Here is a 19,554-nt window from a genome sequence, read left to right on the forward strand (position 1 = left end):
AAATGAGTATCTTTCGCCCCTCTAAACCAATTCACTTTTATCAATAATTCTTTAATAGTATGAAAAAGATAGCTTTAGTTTGTTTGTTGTTTTTGGTAGGGAATCTAGCCATCGCGCAGGATACCGCTACCAAACCTTGGTACTTGGTCTCCGCTTCTGAGACAATCCTTTCTTGGGGGAATGTAGAAGCCACCGGACTTGACACGAAAAATGTCGGGCGTTTTACCCCTTTTATCAACGTCGGCCTTCTCTTTCACCGGGATTTCAATGAAAAGTCCGGATTCTACACCGGTCTCGCCTCTCGAAACGTCGGTATTATTACCGATTTGAATGATTCTATCCGGATGAAACAGCGAGTCTATACTCTGGGAATTCCTATCGCATTCAAATACGGGGACATGAAAGGTAACCTGATCGCGGCTGGTCTTGACAATGAATTTGCGATCAATTACAAGCAGAAGAAGTATGTGAACGACGAAAAGAGCAAGACCAATATTTGGTTTAGTGACCGGACAAATATCTATCTGCCTTCTGTTTTTGCTGAATTGAAATCCAAGAAGGGAAACTACATCCGCTTCAAATATTACCTGACAGACTTCCTGAAGGAAGACAATCAAGCTGTAAACGAACCGGGAGTCACCTACACGCCTACCCAGAGTACGATGATGTATGTGTCGGTTGGCTATATGATTAAAACCCGAGAATTGGTCAAGTAACACGAGAACCACTAACTAGAGAGAGAAGGCTGCGCTTGAAAGGCGTGGCCTTTTTTCATTTTGTCTGGAGGAGAAAAATAAGCACCAGTTCCCATGTAGCTTTGCGGTCTACCACTGTCATCAAGCAATTTGATCCGCTTCCAATCTTTTCCCGAAGGTTGGTAGTTCCTTTTTTAAATTCTAATTTTGCAACCTCCTTCGGGAAATCTCACTGTAAAAGTAAGATAATCAGGCTAAAGTGCTGATTTTTGCCCGGCACGCTATTCCCCAGAACCGAAGTTTCCTGCCTTCTCATCCCCTTCCACGCCTTATTAGATCTAGATGAAAAACTATTTTAACCTATTTGACCTGTCGCAGAAAGTCGACTACAAAACCGAAATCTTGTCGGGTTTGACGGTCGCTGTTGCGCTCGTTCCCGAGGCGGTTGCCTTTGCTTTGATCGCTGGGCTGTCGCCACTCACTGGTCTATACGCCGCGTTTATGATGGGTTTGGTCACCTCGGTACTGGGCGGTCGTCCCGGTATGATCAGCGGTGCCACCGGTGCCGTAGCCGTTATCTTGGTGACTTTGGCCAAAAGCCATGGTGTGGAGTACATTTTTGCAACGGTGATCTTGGCGGGAATTATTCAACTGTCCGCTGGATTTTTAAGACTCGGAAAGTTGATTCGCCTGGTTCCTCATCCGGTGATTTTCGGATTTGTCAACGGCCTGGCGATCATCATCTTCATGTCTCAGCTCGACCAGTTTAAAGATGCCTCGGGAAATTGGCTTACGGGCAGCACGCTATATATATTACTTGGTTTGGTTCTATTGACGATGGTTATTATCTGGGGCTTGCCAAAATTGACCAAGGCAGTTCCAGCGTCTCTCGCTGCGATTCTGGTCGTCTTTGGGATCGTCTTTTTCATGGGAATCGATACCAAAACCGTGGGAGATATCGCCTCGATTCAAGGTGGATTTCCGCCTTTTCATCTTCCCAGTGTGCCCCTTGACCTGGATACCTTCCTTCTCATTTTGCCCTATGCTGCGATCGTTGCAGGCGTTGGTCTAATCGAGAGCTTGCTGACCTTGAACATCGTGGACGAGATCACCGAAACCCGAGGACGTGGAAACAAGGAAGCGGTGGCACAGGGCACGGCCAATATTCTGTCGGGGCTTTTTTCAGGTATGGGCGGCTGCGCGATGATTGGACAGAGTTTGATCAACGTGTCCAACGGTGCCCGAGCCAGGCTATCCGGAATTGTTGCATCCATTATGCTGTTGGTTTTTGTGATGTTTGGCTCAGGATTGATCGAAATGGTGCCAATGGCGGCCTTGACGGGCTTGATGATCATGGTGTCGATAGGCACGTTTGAGTGGGCCAGCTTGAAGATATTTACCAAGTTTCCAAAGTCAGACATCTTCGTCATGGTGTTGGTGACCTTGGTGACTGCTGTGCTGCACAATCTTGCACTCGCAGTCATCATCGGCGTGATCATCGCGGCCTTGGTTTTTGCTTGGGACAATGCCAAGCGAATCCGTGCGAGAAAATATGTCGATGACCAAGGGGTCAAACACTACGAAATCTATGGGCCGCTTTTCTTTGGATCTGTGACTGGATTCAGTGAGAAATTCGAGGTGCTGACCGATCCTGAGGAGATCGTCATCGATTTTGCTGAAAGCCGGGTAGTGGACATGTCAGCCATCGAAGCGCTCAACAAGATCACGGAACGCTATCAAAAGGTCGGTAAAAAAGTGCATCTGAAGCACCTTAGCCCAGACTGCCGTCAGCTGATCAAAAACGCGGAAGAGATTATTGACGTGAATGTCATCGAGGATCCAACCTACGCCGTGATCTCAAACGATTAATTTTCCAGCCCAAAGCTTGAAATTCAAACACCTGCATCCATGGACTTTTGCTCCATTGGTACAGGTGTTTTCTTTTTGCGAAATTCGATAGTGGAAAGTCGCCTAGCGCAAGATAGAGTTCGAATCCTAGTTGCTCTCTATCACCTGCCCATGTTCGCGATAGAGATCTACCGGACCATCCAGCAGGACCGCCAAGACGGTGATGTCTTTGTCATAGACATGGTCCGGGATGTCGATGTATTTCATGCCGGGTACCGCGCTCCAGTACATCTTACCCACTTCACGGGCTTGGAGTTTGGTGCCATTGCCCACGACCCATACCCGCTGAATCTTGTTTTTCAGGCCTTTGATCGCCAATGATTCATTCACTTTATAATCCAGATAGATATAGAGGATGGTTTTGTCTGGGGAAAGCGTGGTTGGAGCAAACACGTGTCCAGCAGGAATACCCGCTTGCGTATTATAGATCGCAGTTTCGTGCTTTGACGTCCAGCGGCCAAATTCTTTCAGGATATTCTCCGCTTCTGCAGGGATTGATCCGTCAGGTTTTGGCCCAAAATCCAACAGGAGATTACCACCCATGTGGAGGCAATCCACGAAGATCCGCAGCAGTTCGCTCGGAGTTTTGTATTGATGATCGTTACCCTGATAACCCCAGCTGTTGTTCATGGTCATGCATAGTTCCCAATACGGCTCGGCTGGACGCGCGACTGGTACGCCCTGTTCGGGCGTCGCATAGTCGCCAAAGCCAGGGCCGAGTCGTGAGTTGATGATCAGCTCGGGATTGTAATCCAAGAGCATTTTCTTCAACTCAGCACTTCTCCATTCCTTGGGGCTATGCTCCCAGTCCCCATCAAACCAATACAGATCCGGCTTGTACTGGGTGGAGAGTTCGGTCAGCTGCTGGAAATTGAAGTCGGTGAACTTTCTGAATCTGGTCGAATCATTTTTATAGCGAAAAGTCTCGCGGGTATGTCTGTCGTAGTCCGGATGTGACCAGTCCAATACCGAAAAGTAGATCCCTTTTTTCAGGTTTTGTTTCTCCAGCGCAGTCATCAAGGGTCCGACGAGATCTCTGCCTGCTGGCGTTTGTTTCACGACACTGAGGTCGCCAACCTTGGTGTCCCAAAGTGCCACTCCGTCGTGATGTTTCGCCGTGAGCACCGCATATTTTGCACCGCTGTCTTTGATGAGCTGAGCCCACTTTTCGGGATCATACTCGGAGGCAGTGAAGCCATCCAGTTGCTTCATGTAGTCTTCGTAGTTGATATAGTCATTGAAAAACGACCAAGATTCGTCGATTCCGTTGACCGAATAGATCCCCCAATGGATGAAAATGCCCAGCTTTGCATTTTCAAACCACTCCATGTTTTCGGGATTTTGAGCTTGTGCAATAGCTTGGGGTGAGGTGGACAGTAGGGTGCTGCACCATATAAGGGCGAATGCAGCCCATGTTGTACGATTGGGGAATGTCATATTCAAAGGGGATTTACCCCAAAAATAGCACTTCAGAAGAGTTTGCTTATTGATTTTGTGATGATTTTAGGCGCCCGCCCTAAAACAGACCTTTCATCATAGTTCAGGAGTTGTCCGCCGCACTTGGAGTAAGTTGAGGACATGACGGAAGACCGAGCGTCTGATTCACAGGGGGCTAGGGCGTTTTTAGAAGCGATTCTTCAAGTTCGTTTTCTTCAAACCAAGCTTGTTTTAAGATTATTTCGCCCTCTTCAGAAATTAGTATCGCCATGTTTGGAGCTTGACCTGCGCTATTCCAAAACTCATTGGAAGGTCCATCAAGCAAGACCGGAAATGAGATGTTTTCCTCTTGAATCCATTGCTCTGCAAGCTGTCGACGTTCATCCATTGTACGAGGTTGTTCAGCGGAGATTCCTGCTTTGATATTGTCCATAGCATGCCAAGGGGCCGGCTCGGCGGAGTAGGGACTTTGAGTGCTCAGTGGATGAGCTTCTAGCGTATAGACTAAAAATACATCGACATGATCTTTATACTTAGTATGTAGCCGACTAATTCCTTCTAGATTGCCCCGGGTCTCATCGCAAGTGTAGCTCCCGGTGATTAATAGTGTTGCGCGTCCAGCTGTTCTGACGTCTAGCTGTACCGCCTTTCCTTCCATAGAATACAGTTGCAACTCACTGATTTTTTCACCGATCTGCCAGCCGATTGAGCTAAAATCCATGTTGTTCATGATGCCTTCTGAAACCCCAAAGGCAATAGGCCGGAGCGTTTTTGTTTGACACGAAATCAAAAAGGTAGCCCAAACAAAAAATAGTCTGGAATAAAAGTAATCCATCTGGATAGCTATAAATAAGTTGAAGATATTGAAGTCTATACGGCGCTTATTTGTTTTTGTCTAAAAAAATAGGTGAGAGGCGTAAAAGACTGATTGGCGATCTAATGGCATTATAAACGGATAAAAACCCCGGTATGTAATTTTTCCGAATGATCCGCCGAAGGCGAGGGTTTAGTCATTTACTGATAAATAGAGGTGCATTCTTGTTTTACTGAAATATTTCCTACTTTTGCAGCCACGAAAGGGGGTGTATACTATGATCATTGTAAACGTAAAAGAGAACGAATCCATCGAAAAAGCGCTGAAGCGTTTTAAAAAGAAGTTTGACAAAACCGGTGCGGTTCGCGAACTCAGAGCCCGTCAGGCTTTCACGAAACCTTCTATCGTAAGAAGAGCACAAGTTATCAAAGCAGCTTACAAGCAAAATCTTCGTGACGAAGAAATGAAGTAATCGGATTTGATTCCAAATACAGACGCACTTGTCCCTCAGGCAAGTGCGTTTTTTGTTTTTTACTCTTGACGAATGTCTGCTTCTACTTTCTGATTTTCTGTTAACTTTTAGGTAATGATTGACTCATTCATCAACTATCTCGAATACGAAAAGCGAAGCAGTCCACACACGGTCACCGCCTATCGCGGCGATCTGGAGCAAGCAACTGAGTTTGTCAGCCTATCCTTCGAAATCCAAGAACTGGAACAATGCTCTCATGCAGACCTTCGGGCTTGGATCATCGATCTGGTGGAGCAGGGGCTGAGTACCACCACCGTCAATCGAAAACTTGCGACGCTGAAGTCTTATTTTAAGTTTTTGCTCCGGTCTCGGGTGATCGATCGGGATCCGACGTACAAGTTAAAATCCCTTAAAAACCCGAAAAAACTTCCCGAGTTTGTACAAGAAATGACCATCGAGTCCGTATTAGAAGAGAGCGTCTACGAACTTAACTTTGAAGGGCAACGTGATAGGATGGTGATGGAGTTTCTGTACCTGACGGGAGTCCGCCTTTCGGAGTTGACCACATTGAAATGGGAAGACCTAAATTTGATTGAAGACCAGGTAAAGATTCTGGGAAAACGTAACAAGGAGCGAATAATTCCCCTCACAAGAATGCTAAAACAGAATATCATTTTGTATAAGAAAGTATTTGAAGAAAGATTTTCGAAAATTGAGGGGAATGCCTACTTTATTGTCAGCAATCGGGGCGAACAAGCCTACTCTATGATGATTTACAGGATTGTCAGACATTATTTGGATCTTTTTGCCCAAAATTCCCGGCGCAGTCCCCATTTGCTAAGGCATACGTTCGCTACACACCTGCTCAATAAAGGAGCCGATCTCAATGCCGTCAAAGATCTGCTGGGACATGCCAGCTTAGCTGCCACACAGGTCTACACGCACAATTCAATGGAAAAACTGAAGGCTGTGTTTGAACAGGCACACCCGAAAGCTTAAATAAATTATTTGTTCAACCACTTAAATGCAAATCGTATGAAACTGCAGATGCACTCCATCCACTTTGACGCGGATAGTAAACTGATCGACTTTATCCAGAGAAAGGCTGATAAACTGGATACCTATTTTGACAGGATAATTGATGGAGAGGTTTTTATGAGACTAGATAAAAACGAGAAAAACGAAAATAAGATAGTCGAAATCAAACTCAATGTCCCCGGGAAACAGTTTTTTGCCAAAAACCAGGCCGATTCCTTCGAGGGTGCTGCAGATGAGGCGATCGAAGGCCTGAGGCGACAAATCAAAAAATACAAAGAAAAAGTAGTCTTGGTCAAGCAGTAAGCTTGGTAAATAAATAGAGTTAAAACCCTCAGGAAACTGGGGGTTTTTTATTTTTGCGCTTTCAAAAATGAGATCAGACAACTACTACTTGAGGGCCTTCTGGGGGATCAGTCTTTCCCTCGCCGCAGTGAAAATCATTTTCACCCTTCGCCCAGAGATTGACCTTTTTACGGAGGAAGCTCAATACTGGCTTTGGTCACAAAATATGGCCTGGCATTATTACTCCAAGCCGCCGCTGGTTGCAGTGCTGAATTACCTTAGCACTGGACTTTTGGGAAATACCGAGCTGGGAGTGCGGATCAATGCCATCCTAGCCGGGGTTGGAATCTCTTGGGTTACTTACCTGTTTGCTTCGCATCTCTATGGCGCCAAAGCCGGATTTTGGGCGGGACTGGTGGCGCAGGCAATGCCCGTTTGGTGGCTGGCGTCGACGTTTCACATGACCGATTCCTCGCTTACGTTCTTCTGGATTTTAGCAGTTCATTTAGTTTATCGAGGCATTGAGGAAAAGAAACAGAATTGGTGGCTATGGGCGGGAGTAGCTACTGCATTTGGCTTGATGGCCAAGATGGTGATGCTTTTGATCTTCCCCTCCGTGCTGATTTACTTGCTTTTTATCCGAGGTTTCAAAGTCCAACAAAAGAATTTTGCGGTTTTCGTGGCCGTCAGCTTATTGGGTTTTGTGCCGGCTTTAATCTGGAATTGGGAGAATAACTTTGATACATTCAAGCACCTGGCTACACTCGGTGGTGCGGGTGACGGAGAGTCCAAGCCGGTCGACTTGGGGAATTCGCTGAAGTGGTTTTTTGAATATTGGAGCGGTCAGCTCGCGATCGTCTCTCCGTTTCTATTGCCTATTTGGTTTCTGTGCTTTAGGGATATTTTCAAAACTAAAACCGGTAGTTCGGTCTATCTCATATTGCCGGGAATTCTCGCTTTTTCGGCATTTGCCGCGCTTAGCCTGATGAAAAGAGTCGAGGTCAATTGGCCGGTATTCGCCTACACCGGTTTTGCGGTTGTTCTGGGCGGTTGGATTGCGGGGCAGTCCGAGATCTGGACGAGGTTTACCAAAGTGGCGATCATTTTGAGTATTGGTATTCCCGTGCTTTTCCTTCTTCCAGACGTTACATATCTCAAATCCTTCGCGCCTATCAAAAAAGGAGAACAAAAGGCACTCAGCCGACTGAGTGGTCATGTCGAACTTGCGCAACGCTTGGAGTTTTTGATGGACAGCCTGACGCTGGAGAATGAGTTCTATTTCTCGGACTCCTACCACACTGCTTCGGAGCTTTCATTTTATCTACCCAGAAATCCGCAAACTTATGTGATGAATATGGGGTCGAGAAAGAATCAATTTGACCTTTGGGAAGACATGTCGCAGTTTGTCAACACGGAGAAAGTGGGTGTGTTTGTAAGCATGAACCATGAAACGATGCAGGAACGGGCGGCGTTTGAGCGCTTGATTTACGAGGAGACTTTTGTTCCTTTTTATGAAGGGCTTCCGATTCGAAAAGTCAAAATCCAGATTTGGGAAAACCTCAAATCTTATCAGCCTTTTGTCCCCGACACCTACTAGCAGATCCAAAGTGTTCTTCACCTGGGAGCGTTTTTTGCCGCCAACCGCAAAAACACCTATTTTTGACCAAATTTTAACGCATGACCAAACCATTGATTTCCGTTGTCATCACCGTTTATAACGAAGAAGACAACATCCGACCGCTGTTGGAAGCTACTTATTCGGCACTTTCAAAGATCGACTACGAAGTGATTTTGATCGAAGATGGCTCCACAGACAGGACGGTGGCTGAGGTCAAAAAATATGCGAATCAACGCACCAAGCTGATTATTTTCAACAGAAACCATGGGCAAACCACTGCGCTGGCAGCGGGAATAGACTTGGCAATCGGCGAGTACATCTGTACCATGGATGGTGACTTGCAAAATGATCCGACGGACATTCCGGTGATGCTGCAAAAGGCTATCGACGAAGAATGGGATGTTGTCGCCGGTCGCAGAGCGAATCGGCAGGACGGTTTTGTGCTGCGCAAAATTCCGAGCAAGATCGCCAACTGGGTGATCCGAAACACAACCAAAGTGTATCTGAACGACTATGGCTGCACGCTCCGGGTTTACAAAGCCGAGATCGCTCAGGGAATGGGGCTCTACGGAGAATTGCATCGATTCATCCCGGTGCTAGCCAAGCAGGAAGGCGCGCGTATGACTGAGATGGACGTGAAGCACCATCCACGAATCCACGGCGAATCCAAATACGGGCTGAGTCGCACGTTTAAGGTAATGGCAGATCTGATCCTGATGCTTTTTTTTCAAAAGTATTTCCAGCGACCGATTCACTTGTTCGGCGGGATCGGTTTGATTGCCTTTTTGATCGGCTCACTGATCAGCTTTTACCTGTTGGTTTTAAAGATTCTCGGGGAGGATATTTGGGGCCGACCGATCATGATCTTGGGTTTTATAATGATTGTAGGAGGGATTCAATTGATTACAACTGGAATTATTGCGGAGATTATTGTCCGCACTTATTTTGAATCGCAGGATAAGAAGACTTATATCATCAGATCGGTGTATCAGGGAGTATCGGCGGAAGTAAGCAGTTTCAGTGATCAGCAATAGACGAAGACGATTTTACCGCTGTGCTGCTTCTCCAGAAGCAGCACTTAGAACGCCACATTTTAAACCAATCCTGATAACGACCTAAACGCCTAGCCTTGACTCGTTTCAAAAATCAGCTCAAAACCGCTTTGAAGCTTTTGCTGACCGGATTGGCCTTGTGGTTGGTTTTTAAGAAAATTGACGCCGACCAACTTTTACAAGTGGCCAAGACGATCCAATGGCTTTGGCTGATTCCTGCGATGTTGCTTTTTGTGGGGAGTAAGGTCGCCACGGCCTTTCGCCTCAACCTTTATTTCGAAAACATCAGACTTCATATCTCCGGGCGACAAAACTGGCGACTGTACCTGATTGGGATGTTTTATAATCTATTTCTGCCCGGTGGAATCGGCGGCGATGGCTACAAGGTTTTTCTCCTCAACAAGCACTATAAAACTCCAGTAAAGAAATTGATTCAATCTGTGCTTTTAGATCGACTGGGAGGATTGGTGGCTATCGTTTTTCTTTTGTTTGGAATGTTTTTAATGGTGGATATTCAGGTGGATTTTTTGGAAAACGATCTTTGGAACGGATTGATGATTGCCGGGCTGATCATGACACTTCCGGCTTTTTGGCTGATCCAGAAGCTTTTTTTCAAAGATTTTCTGCCCTCTTTTTGGCAGGCAAATGCCTGGTCAATGGCCGGTCAATTGGCGCAGTTGATTTGTGCATGGTTTATCCTGATGAGCCTGGGAGTGACAGAAAACTTTCTGGCGTATCAGCTGGTCTTCCTGCTTTCCTCGATAGTCGCCGTCTTGCCGCTGACCATCGGCGGAGTCGGGGCTCGGGAGTTGGTTTTTGTCTATGCACACAGCTACGCTGGCATTGATGAAGCGATCGCGGTTGCCTTCAGTTTAATCTTTTTTCTGATCACAGCCGCCGTTTCCCTGGTAGGGGCGACGGTGAAAATTGATTTTGATAATTAGTCGTCAAGTATCTGCTATTCAACGAAATAATATAAATGCATCCTTGCAAATCGAAAATGTAATTTTCGATTTGCAAGGATGATCAAAAGAGATTTATTGGCGAAGCTTCAAGAACTGATGCCGGATTTTCTGGCCACCGGAATTCTTGGTTCCAGGCAGGTAGGCAAGACTACGCTTGCGCAGACCTTGGTGGAAGGTTTCGACAGTCAGTCCATTTATCTCGATCTGGAAAATCCCTCCGACCGCGTCAAGCTTGTCGAACAGGAGCAATACTTTGACCTCCACGAAGGGAAGCTAATTATCCTGGATTTCGTGATTCAGATGGGTTCGCAACTCTGGGCCGTCGAGATCAAGCGGACGCGTAGTCCGAAGCTTTCCAAAGACTTTTTGATCGCCTCAAAAGATGTCGAAGCGACGCACCAATTTGTTGTGTATACGGGAAATGAAGAATTCCCGCTCGGTGAAAACACCAACACAATTGGCCTCGCTGATTTGATGCAAAGACTGAAAACGGAAGGACATTAAGGTCTTTCGTTTTTAGGGCTGTTTTTCCAGAACTGCATCATGGGGAAAATAGAACTGCCCAGCAGCATCAATTACTTTCCAGAGGATTTGCTGCTTTTCTGGGACATATATCAAGCGGAGAGATTGAATCCGAATAAGCGCTCTTGACAGTGCCTTGGAATGTATTTTCTTTTTCTTTTCGGAGGAAAATGGAAATTGCCTCAGTACAGTCTATCCTGCCTCCAACGTAATAGACGCCACAGTGCTCGCCAACGAAATCATACGAAGCGAAAACGCCGTCATCAGGAGTAGGTATCCCAAGCTCAATTTCAAAACTCCTGTCTGCTGCGTTGTTTGTCCATCGCCAGGGTCCGGTGATATCTTGACCGTCTGTGTTGTTGACGAAAAGAAAGATGGCGAGAGATTGGAGTGTAAATCTCATAAATCAGCTTTCTCCAAAAATAGCTAAAAGCCTTTTTCCTACCTTTGCCAAAATCCTAAATTCCATGACCAGAGCCGAGCTTTTTGCCCAAATCCAGAAAAAATCATCCTTTCTATGCGTAGGACTAGATCCGGATCTGGCAAAAATCCCCGCTCACCTTTTGTCGGAACCAGATCCGATTTTCAGCTTTTGCAAGGCTATAATCGAAGAGACGGCTGACTTTGCCGTGGCCTATAAGCCCAACATTGCCTTTTTTGAAGCCTTGGGTGCAAAGGGCTGGGAGACACTGAAGAAAGTGGAGGAGCTTATTCCTGCCGATATCTTTACCATCGCGGACGCCAAGCGCGGGGATATCGGAAATACGTCCAAACTCTACGCAAAAGCGTTTTTTGAGCAAATGAATTTCGACTCGGTGACCGTCGCACCTTATATGGGAGCGGACAGTGTGACGCCATTTTTGGAATTCGAGGATAGATGGGTGATCCTGCTTGCTTTGACATCCAATGCCGGTTCGATGGATTTCCAGCTGATTAGAGACGAAAATGGCAAGCCATTGTATCAATCGGTTTTGGAGAAAAGCAAGGAATGGGGATCGCCGGAAAACCTGATGTATGTCGTCGGTGCGACTCGGGGGGAATTGATCGGGGAGGTAAGAAAAGTCGCCCCAGCCCATTTTTTCCTGGTGCCTGGAGTTGGAGCGCAGGGTGGGAGTCTGGCTGAGGTTGCCAAGCATGGAATGAACTCACACTGTGGACTTTTAGTGAACTCCAGCCGTGGGATTATCTACGCCTCGAGCGGGAAGGATTTTGCCCGTATTGCTCGTCAGGAAGCTGTGAAATTGCAGGCTGAAATGAGTGTGCTTTTGGAGCAATACCTATGAGTTGTAAAAGGTGTTTTTTGACTTTGATGTATTAGGGCTTTTGGACTAATTCGGGAGATACTATCGTTTTCCTTTGGAAAGACAGAATTTTTTTCAAAAATCCCGATTATTTTTTTTCTCGCCGCTAGGTAAAGGGATTACCTATCAATCTGAATTTCATGATGGAAGGTCTCTGATGGAAAATTTGGATTTTTCCCCCAACAAAGCCTTTCCAGAGTATTTTTTTTACGAAAATCCTAAGAAAACCAAATAAGTGTCTGTCGGTCTCGCTTTTGAAGCATTCATTTTGTATGTTTCTTTAGGGTGAGCAAAATATTTTTTTACCGAACTGTCCGAGTTTAGATGATTTTTTTTCTTTAAGTCACTTCCATTATTCAAAAAAAAATGTTTGCTTTCACGTACTTTTAAAAGAAAATTAATTTTAACGTAACGTTCTTTTAAACAATTTGGATAACCCTAACTATTTTCTGTATGGATATAAAAAGTAGAAAGCTTAACCAGTCAACTCCATCTCTTTTAACTAATAAATTTTAAGTAACTCAACCCAACATCAAATGAAAAAACAAGTACCCCAGCAATTGAAGCGAAAGGTCCTGTTCGGAAGAACTGGGAAAATCCTTTTAGCTCAGGGCATGTTTTTAGGCGCCGTGTTTTCCGCACAGGCAGTCTCAATTCCTGCCGAAAGCGAGCTTCCTCCCTTGGTCTATTCTATGACAGTGGAGGCGGACGTTACAGTCAACGGAACGGTAAACGATGCGTCAGGAAATCCACTTCCGGGAGCAACTGTTACCGTATTGGGAACCACAAAAGGTACTGTGACTGACCTAAACGGAAAGTACACTCTTGTTGTGCCTGAAGGCGCAACCTTAGTGTTTTCTTACTTAGGCTATGAAACTCAGAATATCGAAGTAGGGTCCAGAAGCGTAATTGATATCGTCATGGCAGAAGCAGCTTCTGAATTGAACGAATTTGTCGTGACTTCCTTTGGTATGGCCAAGGAGCAAAAATCTCTCGGCTATGCAACTACAGTCGTAGGGGCTTCTGAATTGGTCAAAGTGGGTAATCCAAACGTGGCATCTTCACTTTATGGTAAGGCTCCGGGCGTGAGAATCCAAAGCGCTGCCGGTGGTGCTACCTCGCCAGTGAACATTACCATTCGTGGTATCAACTCGATCACCGGTAAAAACCAGCCGCTGATCGTATTGGATGGGGTCCCTATCCGAAACGAAGAAGTGACAAACACCAACTACTGGGGAGACCAAAGACTAAGAGGTAACGGTCTCTTGGACATCAACCCGGAAGACATCGATAACATCTCCATCCTGAAGGGTGCCTCTGCTGCTGCTCTTTATGGTTCGGAGGCGGTAAACGGGGTCATGTTGATCACGACCAAGAAAGGCACTAAGGGAGCAAAAGGCTTCAGCGTTGACTTCAATGCCAATGTTTCTGTAGATGAAATCGCTTACCTGCCAAGGTATCAGACCGTCAGAGGTCTCGGAGGTCCTGCTCATGTCTTCGCCTTAGGTCAAGCCGCAGATGGATTTAACTATGATGCGACTGGGACACGTGTTCAGCCAAACACCTCTATTAACTTCGGCCCAGAATTCGATGGTCAGCCAATGATGGCTTGGGACGGGATCGAGAGACCTTATTCAGATCAGGGTGACAACTATGCAGCGCTATTCAATAGTCCTGTAAGTTCGCAGTTTAACGTAGCCGTATCCAATACTTCGGATAAGGGAAGCGTACGTTTGTCGTTGACCCGTCAGGACAACGAGGCCTTGAGCTTAAACTCAAAAAACAGCAAAAACATCGTCAACCTGAACTCCACGTATAACCTCAACAAAAAGGTAACTGTGGATCTGATGGTGAACTACATCAATCAAAATACCGCCAACCGACCCGTTTCGGTCGATCGTATGATCAACAACTTCTCGGGAATGATGTCCCGATTTGACAATGGGGAGTGGTATCTCAACAAGTACCAGACCAGCGACGGCTACAGATTCGTCACAGGAAACGGTCAAAGCTCCACTCCTGACGAAAACATCATTTACAATGGTTTCAGGGCAGATATCGGTGACTATGTATGGAGAGTAAATAAGAACCTCGCTTCCGAGCTCAGCAACCGGGTGATTGGTAGTTTGACCACCCACTATCAGATCACTGAAGATTTGAATCTACGCGGACGCATCTCCACGGATTTTACCTCCCGATATTCTGAGACTTCGAATTATACCCAAAGACCCTTGGCATTTGGTCCGTCTGGAGGATTCGGGATGCTAGACGAAAACTACAGCATCCTCTACGGAGACTTAATGCTGTCCTACCGTAAGAAAATCACGGATGAGATTACCCTGAGTGCAATGGCCGGCTACACTGCCCGAAAAGAAGAGGGTGAGTCGATCGGTCGAAGCACCAATGGTGGTCTGAGTAGCGAGAACCTGTTTGACATCGTGGCCTCCACTAATATTCCAAACTCAAGTTCGAGCAGAAGCTTCCGCGTGATTGATGCAGTTATCGGAACGCTCAACTTTGATTACAAGAATATGTGGTTTGTCGAAGGTACCATGCGTAAGGATCGTACCTCTACCATGAACCCGGACAACAACGCGTTCTTCTACCCTTCGGTGAATACAGCCTTTACCTTGACCGATGCGTTTGCGCTGCCAAGTTTCATTACCTTCTCTAAGTTGAGAGGTTCTTGGGGTATCGTAGGTAACTATCCAGACATCTACGGAGCAAATATTGCCTACACCCAAAACACGTTGGGCGTCCAGCAAACCGGTGGATCCGCTGTGTTGTACACTACCATTCCGACTAATTTTGGTAACGACGGTATCAAGCCAGAACAGAAACACGAGTTTGAGTTTGGTTTGGACACGCGTCTATTCAACAATAGATTGGGTGTAGATCTTTCGTACTACAATGCCCAGATCCGTGACCAGATTTTACCCCTGACCCTGCCATCTTCTGCAGGAGCAAGATCAGTGTTGACGAATATCGGAACATTGAGAAACCAGGGTGTTGAATTGGCTTTGAGAGGCTCAATAATGGCCAAGACTAACTTCAGTTGGGATATGATTTTGAACCTGGCCAGAAATGTTAACAAGGTAGAGAAGCTCGCAAACAACGCGACCGAATTGCTACATGCGGACTACGACGGCAACGCTGCTCAGCTTCGTTCTGTTGTCGGCCGACCAATGGGCGACTTCTACACTCGTCCGGTAGCTACCGACGCCAATGGCAATAAAATCGTTCAGCCAAACGGAATCTACAAACTCGATGCAGAAAATTGGATCCAATCTGGAAATGCAATGCCTGACGCGGTAGGTGGCTTTATCAATGAGTTCTCTTACAAAAATTTCAATTTCTCCGCAGTGATGGATTTCCAGATCGGCGGCTCAGTAATGCCAACCGGTATCAACTGGATGACTAGCCGTGGCTTGACCGAAGAAAGCATAAAATTCAGAAATGAAGCGACTGGAGGTCTGGCTTACTATATGAATGCAGATGGCAAAGGCGTACAAGTACCGCATTCAACTGCGACCGGACCGGGAGGAGAGACTGTTTATCATGACGGTATGCTGATGGATGGTGTGACCGCTGACGGTCAGGCTAACACCAACGTGATCTCGCAGGCGTTCTACTACCAGAGAACCTATAACTGGGGCGGCCCTCAGTACTCAGAATCCAGGTATGAGCTGTATGTAGCGGACAACACCTATTTGAAGATGAGAGAGCTTTCCTTAGGCTACACCTTGCCTTCCCATATCTCACGTAAAATCGGCGCATCGAATTTGAACATTTCGATGTATGGAAGAAACCTTTTCTTCCTGTATAGAAATCTGAAGGATTTGGATCCTGAAGTGTTGACGGGGGGATCACGATGGGCTCAGACCCTGACTTCTGCGGGTACCAACCCTGCAACCAGAACTATCGGATTTATGCTAAGAGCTAAATTCTAATCGTCAGAATGAATTTAATCCATAAAAAAGCCATGAAATCGAGCATGTCGTGGGCAACACACAGTGAGCTGATTATCCTCAATGCGAGATTCCATGTGGCCGTTCAAAAAAAAATCATAAACACATGAAAATCAAAAGTCTATATCTATACGTCTTATTGGTAGCCGGCTTGACCTCCTGTTCTTATTCGGAGTTTGAAGACAGCTACACCGACCCCTCAAAGTTGTCGGAGACGACCGTCGGAAAGCAGTTCTCCGGGATGATCTATTCCAACAGAGAATTTGTCCTTCCCAGCTACTGGAATTACTTTGTAATCCACCGTATCACCAACAACCGCTACAATCAGGCGACCGGTTGGGTCAATGTTGAAAACCAATACGTACCGGGTTCTGCGGCTGTAAACGACCGATGGAATTCCTACTACAACGTCTTGGCACAGTATCGGGAGATTCAGAAAGTGTATAACGCGCTGTCAGCCGAGCAAAAAGCAGATCAGCGGATCTACATGATCACCGCTTCCACATTCTTCTATGACTATACCCAGCAGGTCATCGACTTGCATGGAGATATTCCGTGGACCGAAGCTGGCATGCTCAGCACCAACGGCGGTGACTACAGCCAGTCGTATCCTGCCTATGACAATGCTGAAGACATCTATACCAAGATGCTGGATGATTTAGCTGCTTTTGCTGATGAACTTAACACGATCACTGTCAAAGCTTCTGTTGCGGCAGAATTCAAAACTCAGGATTTGATCAACAAAGGAAACGTCGAAAAGTGGAAGACTTATGTCAACTCACTTCGTCTGAAAATGTTGACCAGAGTGAGCGGATCCAGCACCTTCAGTGCGAGATCCAATACTGAAATCGGTAAAATTCTTTCCAGCCCAGGAAGCTATCCGGTGGTAATTGCCAATGCCGGCAATATTCAATGGGATGTCTATACCTTAGGCACCATCCTGCCTGCGAATACTTTCCAGAGTGGACTCGAAGATTGGAGCGGTAACCTTGCCAGCAAAGCGATCATTGATCACATGCTTGGCAATGCAGATCCAAGACTGACCTACGTGTTCGAGCCGGGAGAAGAAGCTGAAGGCGTTTACATGGGACTGGATCCTTTGATGAATGGTACAGACCAAAACGAATTGGTGGTAAGCAATACGCTGACCATATACAACCGATCCACCATCAGCAGAAATCAATATTTTCCGGGCGTTATCATCACTGCGTCTGAAGTACATCTGTTGGCTGCAGAGTATTACCTGAAAAACAATCAGGGTGCAATGGCTAAGACTCACTACGAGACAGCGATCAAGCAATCCTTAGCCTTCTACCAGTCACTGAGAAGTCTCAGCAACAATGCGATCTCTCCAGATCCAATCGTTCCCACGAATGCTGACATAGCGGCATACTTGGCAAAAGGGCCTATCTCTTGGGATGCGGCGACAACAGAGACAGCGAAGTTGAAACTGATTGCAGAGCAAAAGTGGTTGCATTTCAATGTGATTCAGCCTAATGAAAACTGGGCAGAACTGAGAAGACTCGGTCTGGTAGAGTTGACTTTCTGGGCTGACCAGTCCAATCAGCAAAGCCTACCGCCAACACGCTGGAACCTGCCGGGACAGGAGGAGACCTACAATCAGGAGAATTACTCTGTAGTACAGGGCGACGACAAGTTGACGAACAAGATATTCTGGGATATGAACTAATTCCTAGTCTAGTTAAATTTCAAAGCCGTATCCAGAGGTATTCAACCCCTGGGTACGGTTTTTTCTTTTTTTAGAAGTCCCTTTGGAGATTAGTCGGGCTGTTGCTGGACCTCCATGTTTTCAAAATCCGGCAGGTCATTGTTTGCCTAGTTACTTTTGGCGGTAACGTAATTTCCTCAAAACCAATAGACTGCGCCGTACAGACCTCTCGCGGGGAACTTGATGGAATTTTGCATCATGGCATTGACTTCCGGCAATGGAATCCTTAAATTCCTAGAACTTTTAGTCCTCAACTTTTTATGAACTTCAGGGAAGATTTTTTGCAGCTGGTCTGGAAGTATCAATACTTCGACCGAAAAGACCTCAAAACCATCGATGGGCAATCCGCCCAAATCCTCAACGTGGGTTTTCACAATCAAAGCGAAGGCCCGGACTTTAGGGATGCGACCGTAGTGTTGGATGGCGTGACGCTTCACGGCCATGTGGAGGTTCATCGGATGGCCTCAGATTGGAAGCAACACGCCCATGGCGGCGATCCGGCTTACAATTCGGTCATCTTGCACGTGGTCTGGGAAAATGACAGGAAAGTCTATCGAAATGATGGAACTCAAATGCCGACGGTAGAAATTAAGGGGAAGATTTTCCTTGATATCTGGAGAAACTACGAGCAACTCCTGGACTTCAAATCCAGCCTTCCCTGTGCTCACGCGCTGAATACCGTTCCGGAAATCATCCGCTTTTCTGCTTTGGAAAAAGCGCTGGTCGGTAGGCTATATGACAAGTCGCAGCTGATCTTGGCGATATTGGAACAGACCAAAGGCTACTGGGAAGAGACGGCATACCGCTGGCTTTTCACCTGCTTTGGATTCAAAATCAACTCCCAGCCTATGGGCGAACTCGCGGCCTTTGTTCCATACAAAACGCTCCAAAAACACAGAAATCAAGTTTCCACTTTGGAGGCGATGCTTCTTGGTCAGGCCGGACTGTTGCCGGAAAAATCAGAGGAACCCTATGCTCGGCACCTGATTAGCGAGTTTGAATTTTATAGCAAGAAATTCAACTGGACGGCTCCGATGCTACGGCAACACTGGACATTTATGGGCGCTCGACCTACCAATTTCCCGACGATCCGAATTGCCCAGTTGGCGGCCATTCTTTCCAAAGGTCCTAATCTACTCCAAGCTGTGATGGAGGATAGTAGGGAGTTTTCTGCCTTCAAAAAGCTGCTTCAAGTGGCTCCCTCCGATTATTGGAAATTCCATTATTCCTTCGGCAAGCCAACTGAGAAAATGGCTTCCAAAGGGATCTCTGGAAGTTCTTTGGAACTCTTGATCATCAATTTTGTCATCCCGCTTTGGTTTTCGTATGGTCGCTACTTTGAGCAACCGGAGTGGCAGGAGCGATGCTTTGACCTGCTGCAAACCATCCCCGGCGAGAGTAATTTCATCACCCGACTATTCGGAGATAAGGGCTGGAAAGCTGAAAATTCTTTTGATTCCCAAGGCATGATCGGATTGTATCGCAGCTTTTGCCAACCCCAAAAGTGCCTCTCCTGCAAGATCGGCCAAAGCCTGCTCAAGGGGCAGTCCAAGTGAAGTGTTATTGTTGTTTTTATTTCTCCGTCCCGGTCGGTGTCCCTTTGACCGGAAAGAATTGATTTTTTAACCACAGGCACACATAGTTGGTAAATCTTGGCCTTTACGCCTTTCCGTCTCCTATGTTAGCTTCAGATTAAAAAATCACCTTTCGAGCGATTAATTTTATTGAAAAGTGGTAAGGGATGAGAGCCAAT

At 46.4% G+C, this 19,554-nt stretch carries 16 protein-coding genes; 13 read left to right on the forward strand and 3 right to left on the reverse strand.

The window, feature by feature from the left end; translation table 11 throughout:
• Nucleotides 1-59 precede the first annotated feature (59 nt).
• Together ABD031_RS11835 and ABD031_RS11840 are read left to right on the forward strand one after the other, a co-directional pair.
• Nucleotides 60-716, forward strand: a complete 657-nt coding sequence (locus ABD031_RS11835) for a hypothetical protein (protein ID WP_343851660.1) — start codon at nt 60-62, stop codon at nt 714-716.
• Between the two features lie 321 nt (nt 717-1,037).
• The gene (locus ABD031_RS11840) at nt 1,038-2,564 is read left to right on the forward strand and encodes a SulP family inorganic anion transporter (protein ID WP_343851662.1); all 1,527 of its coding nucleotides are present in this window, start codon (nt 1,038-1,040) and stop codon (nt 2,562-2,564) included.
• 126 nt (nt 2,565-2,690) lie between these two features.
• Here ABD031_RS11840 and ABD031_RS11845 read toward each other — a convergent pair whose 3' ends face one another.
• Nucleotides 2,691-4,040: an alpha-L-fucosidase gene (locus ABD031_RS11845; protein WP_343851664.1), complete on the reverse strand. Its 1,350-nt coding sequence runs from the start codon at nt 4,038-4,040 to the stop codon at nt 2,691-2,693.
• A gap of 175 nt (nt 4,041-4,215) precedes the next feature.
• Complete coding sequence (locus ABD031_RS11850) at nt 4,216-4,875, reverse strand: hypothetical protein (protein ID WP_343851666.1); 660 nt, start codon at nt 4,873-4,875, stop codon at nt 4,216-4,218.
• 256 nt (nt 4,876-5,131) lie between these two features.
• On the opposite strand from ABD031_RS11850, the gene rpsU reads away from it, so the two are divergent.
• From rpsU to ABD031_RS11885, 7 genes are all read left to right on the forward strand, one after another.
• Nucleotides 5,132-5,326, forward strand: coding sequence for a 30S ribosomal protein S21 (gene rpsU / locus ABD031_RS11855; RefSeq protein ID WP_026966673.1), 195 nt, complete (start codon nt 5,132-5,134; stop codon nt 5,324-5,326).
• A gap of 114 nt (nt 5,327-5,440) precedes the next feature.
• Nucleotides 5,441-6,325, forward strand: coding sequence for a tyrosine-type recombinase/integrase (locus tag ABD031_RS11860; protein WP_343851670.1), 885 nt, complete (start codon nt 5,441-5,443; stop codon nt 6,323-6,325).
• 36 nt (nt 6,326-6,361) lie between these two features.
• Entirely contained in the window at nt 6,362-6,667 is a 306-nt protein-coding gene (gene hpf / locus ABD031_RS11865) for a ribosome hibernation-promoting factor, HPF/YfiA family (protein ID WP_343851672.1), read from the forward strand.
• A gap of 67 nt (nt 6,668-6,734) precedes the next feature.
• Nucleotides 6,735-8,243 (forward strand): ArnT family glycosyltransferase, encoded by a 1,509-nt coding sequence (locus ABD031_RS11870; RefSeq protein WP_343851674.1) that lies wholly within the window; start codon nt 6,735-6,737, stop codon nt 8,241-8,243.
• 80 nt (nt 8,244-8,323) lie between these two features.
• Nucleotides 8,324-9,298, forward strand: a complete 975-nt coding sequence (locus ABD031_RS11875; protein WP_343851676.1) for a glycosyltransferase family 2 protein — start codon at nt 8,324-8,326, stop codon at nt 9,296-9,298.
• Between the two features lie 95 nt (nt 9,299-9,393).
• The gene (locus ABD031_RS11880; RefSeq protein WP_343851678.1) at nt 9,394-10,260 is read left to right on the forward strand and encodes a lysylphosphatidylglycerol synthase transmembrane domain-containing protein; all 867 of its coding nucleotides are present in this window, start codon (nt 9,394-9,396) and stop codon (nt 10,258-10,260) included.
• A gap of 78 nt (nt 10,261-10,338) precedes the next feature.
• On the forward strand, nt 10,339-10,785 hold the full coding sequence (locus ABD031_RS11885) for an AAA family ATPase (RefSeq protein ID WP_343851679.1): 447 nt from the start codon (nt 10,339-10,341) through the stop codon (nt 10,783-10,785).
• 67 nt (nt 10,786-10,852) lie between these two features.
• On the opposite strand, the gene ABD031_RS11890 is transcribed toward ABD031_RS11885, so the two are convergent.
• Nucleotides 10,853-11,206 (reverse strand): hypothetical protein, encoded by a 354-nt coding sequence (locus ABD031_RS11890; protein ID WP_343851681.1) that lies wholly within the window; start codon nt 11,204-11,206, stop codon nt 10,853-10,855.
• Nucleotides 11,207-11,270: 64 nt separating this feature from the next.
• Between ABD031_RS11890 and pyrF the strand changes: the two genes are divergently transcribed.
• The 4 genes from pyrF (at nt 11,271) to ABD031_RS11910 (ending at nt 19,357) form a co-directional block, all read left to right on the forward strand.
• Nucleotides 11,271-12,086 carry an orotidine-5'-phosphate decarboxylase gene (gene pyrF, locus ABD031_RS11895; RefSeq protein WP_343851683.1) on the forward strand — a complete coding sequence of 272 codons (816 nt, stop codon included), beginning with the start codon at nt 11,271-11,273 and terminating at the stop codon, nt 12,084-12,086.
• A gap of 710 nt (nt 12,087-12,796) precedes the next feature.
• Nucleotides 12,797-16,054, forward strand: a complete 3,258-nt coding sequence (locus tag ABD031_RS11900) for a SusC/RagA family TonB-linked outer membrane protein (protein ID WP_343851698.1) — start codon at nt 12,797-12,799, stop codon at nt 16,052-16,054.
• A gap of 124 nt (nt 16,055-16,178) precedes the next feature.
• Nucleotides 16,179-17,762: a SusD/RagB family nutrient-binding outer membrane lipoprotein gene (locus ABD031_RS11905; protein ID WP_343851685.1), complete on the forward strand. Its 1,584-nt coding sequence runs from the start codon at nt 16,179-16,181 to the stop codon at nt 17,760-17,762.
• A gap of 299 nt (nt 17,763-18,061) precedes the next feature.
• Nucleotides 18,062-19,357, forward strand: coding sequence for a DUF2851 family protein (locus tag ABD031_RS11910; RefSeq protein ID WP_343851687.1), 1,296 nt, complete (start codon nt 18,062-18,064; stop codon nt 19,355-19,357).
• Nucleotides 19,358-19,554 lie beyond the last annotated feature (197 nt).

This window comes from Algoriphagus jejuensis (genome assembly GCF_039523455.1).
GTDB classification, from domain to species: Bacteria; Bacteroidota; Bacteroidia; order Cytophagales; family Cyclobacteriaceae; genus Algoriphagus; species Algoriphagus jejuensis.

Bases quoted from the DNA above. Each gene is read 5' to 3' on its own strand.
- ABD031_RS11835 (WP_343851660.1), top strand. From the start codon at position 60: ATGAAAAAGATAGCTTTAGTTTGTTTGTTGTTTTTGGTAGGGAATCTA.
- ABD031_RS11840 (WP_343851662.1), top strand. From the start codon at position 1,038: ATGAAAAACTATTTTAACCTATTTGACCTGTCGCAGAAAGTCGACTAC.
- ABD031_RS11845 (WP_343851664.1), bottom strand. From the start codon at position 4,040: ATGACATTCCCCAATCGTACAACATGGGCTGCATTCGCCCTTATATGG.
- ABD031_RS11850 (WP_343851666.1), bottom strand. From the start codon at position 4,875: ATGGATTACTTTTATTCCAGACTATTTTTTGTTTGGGCTACCTTTTTG.
- rpsU (WP_026966673.1), top strand. From the start codon at position 5,132: ATGATCATTGTAAACGTAAAAGAGAACGAATCCATCGAAAAAGCGCTG.
- ABD031_RS11860 (WP_343851670.1), top strand. From the start codon at position 5,441: ATGATTGACTCATTCATCAACTATCTCGAATACGAAAAGCGAAGCAGT.
- hpf (WP_343851672.1), top strand. From the start codon at position 6,362: ATGAAACTGCAGATGCACTCCATCCACTTTGACGCGGATAGTAAACTG.
- ABD031_RS11870 (WP_343851674.1), top strand. From the start codon at position 6,735: ATGAGATCAGACAACTACTACTTGAGGGCCTTCTGGGGGATCAGTCTT.
- ABD031_RS11875 (WP_343851676.1), top strand. From the start codon at position 8,324: ATGACCAAACCATTGATTTCCGTTGTCATCACCGTTTATAACGAAGAA.
- ABD031_RS11885 (WP_343851679.1), top strand. From the start codon at position 10,339: ATGATCAAAAGAGATTTATTGGCGAAGCTTCAAGAACTGATGCCGGAT.
- ABD031_RS11890 (WP_343851681.1), bottom strand. From the start codon at position 11,206: ATGAGATTTACACTCCAATCTCTCGCCATCTTTCTTTTCGTCAACAAC.
- pyrF (WP_343851683.1), top strand. From the start codon at position 11,271: ATGACCAGAGCCGAGCTTTTTGCCCAAATCCAGAAAAAATCATCCTTT.
- ABD031_RS11900 (WP_343851698.1), top strand. From the start codon at position 12,797: ATGACAGTGGAGGCGGACGTTACAGTCAACGGAACGGTAAACGATGCG.
- ABD031_RS11905 (WP_343851685.1), top strand. From the start codon at position 16,179: ATGAAAATCAAAAGTCTATATCTATACGTCTTATTGGTAGCCGGCTTG.
- ABD031_RS11910 (WP_343851687.1), top strand. From the start codon at position 18,062: ATGAACTTCAGGGAAGATTTTTTGCAGCTGGTCTGGAAGTATCAATAC.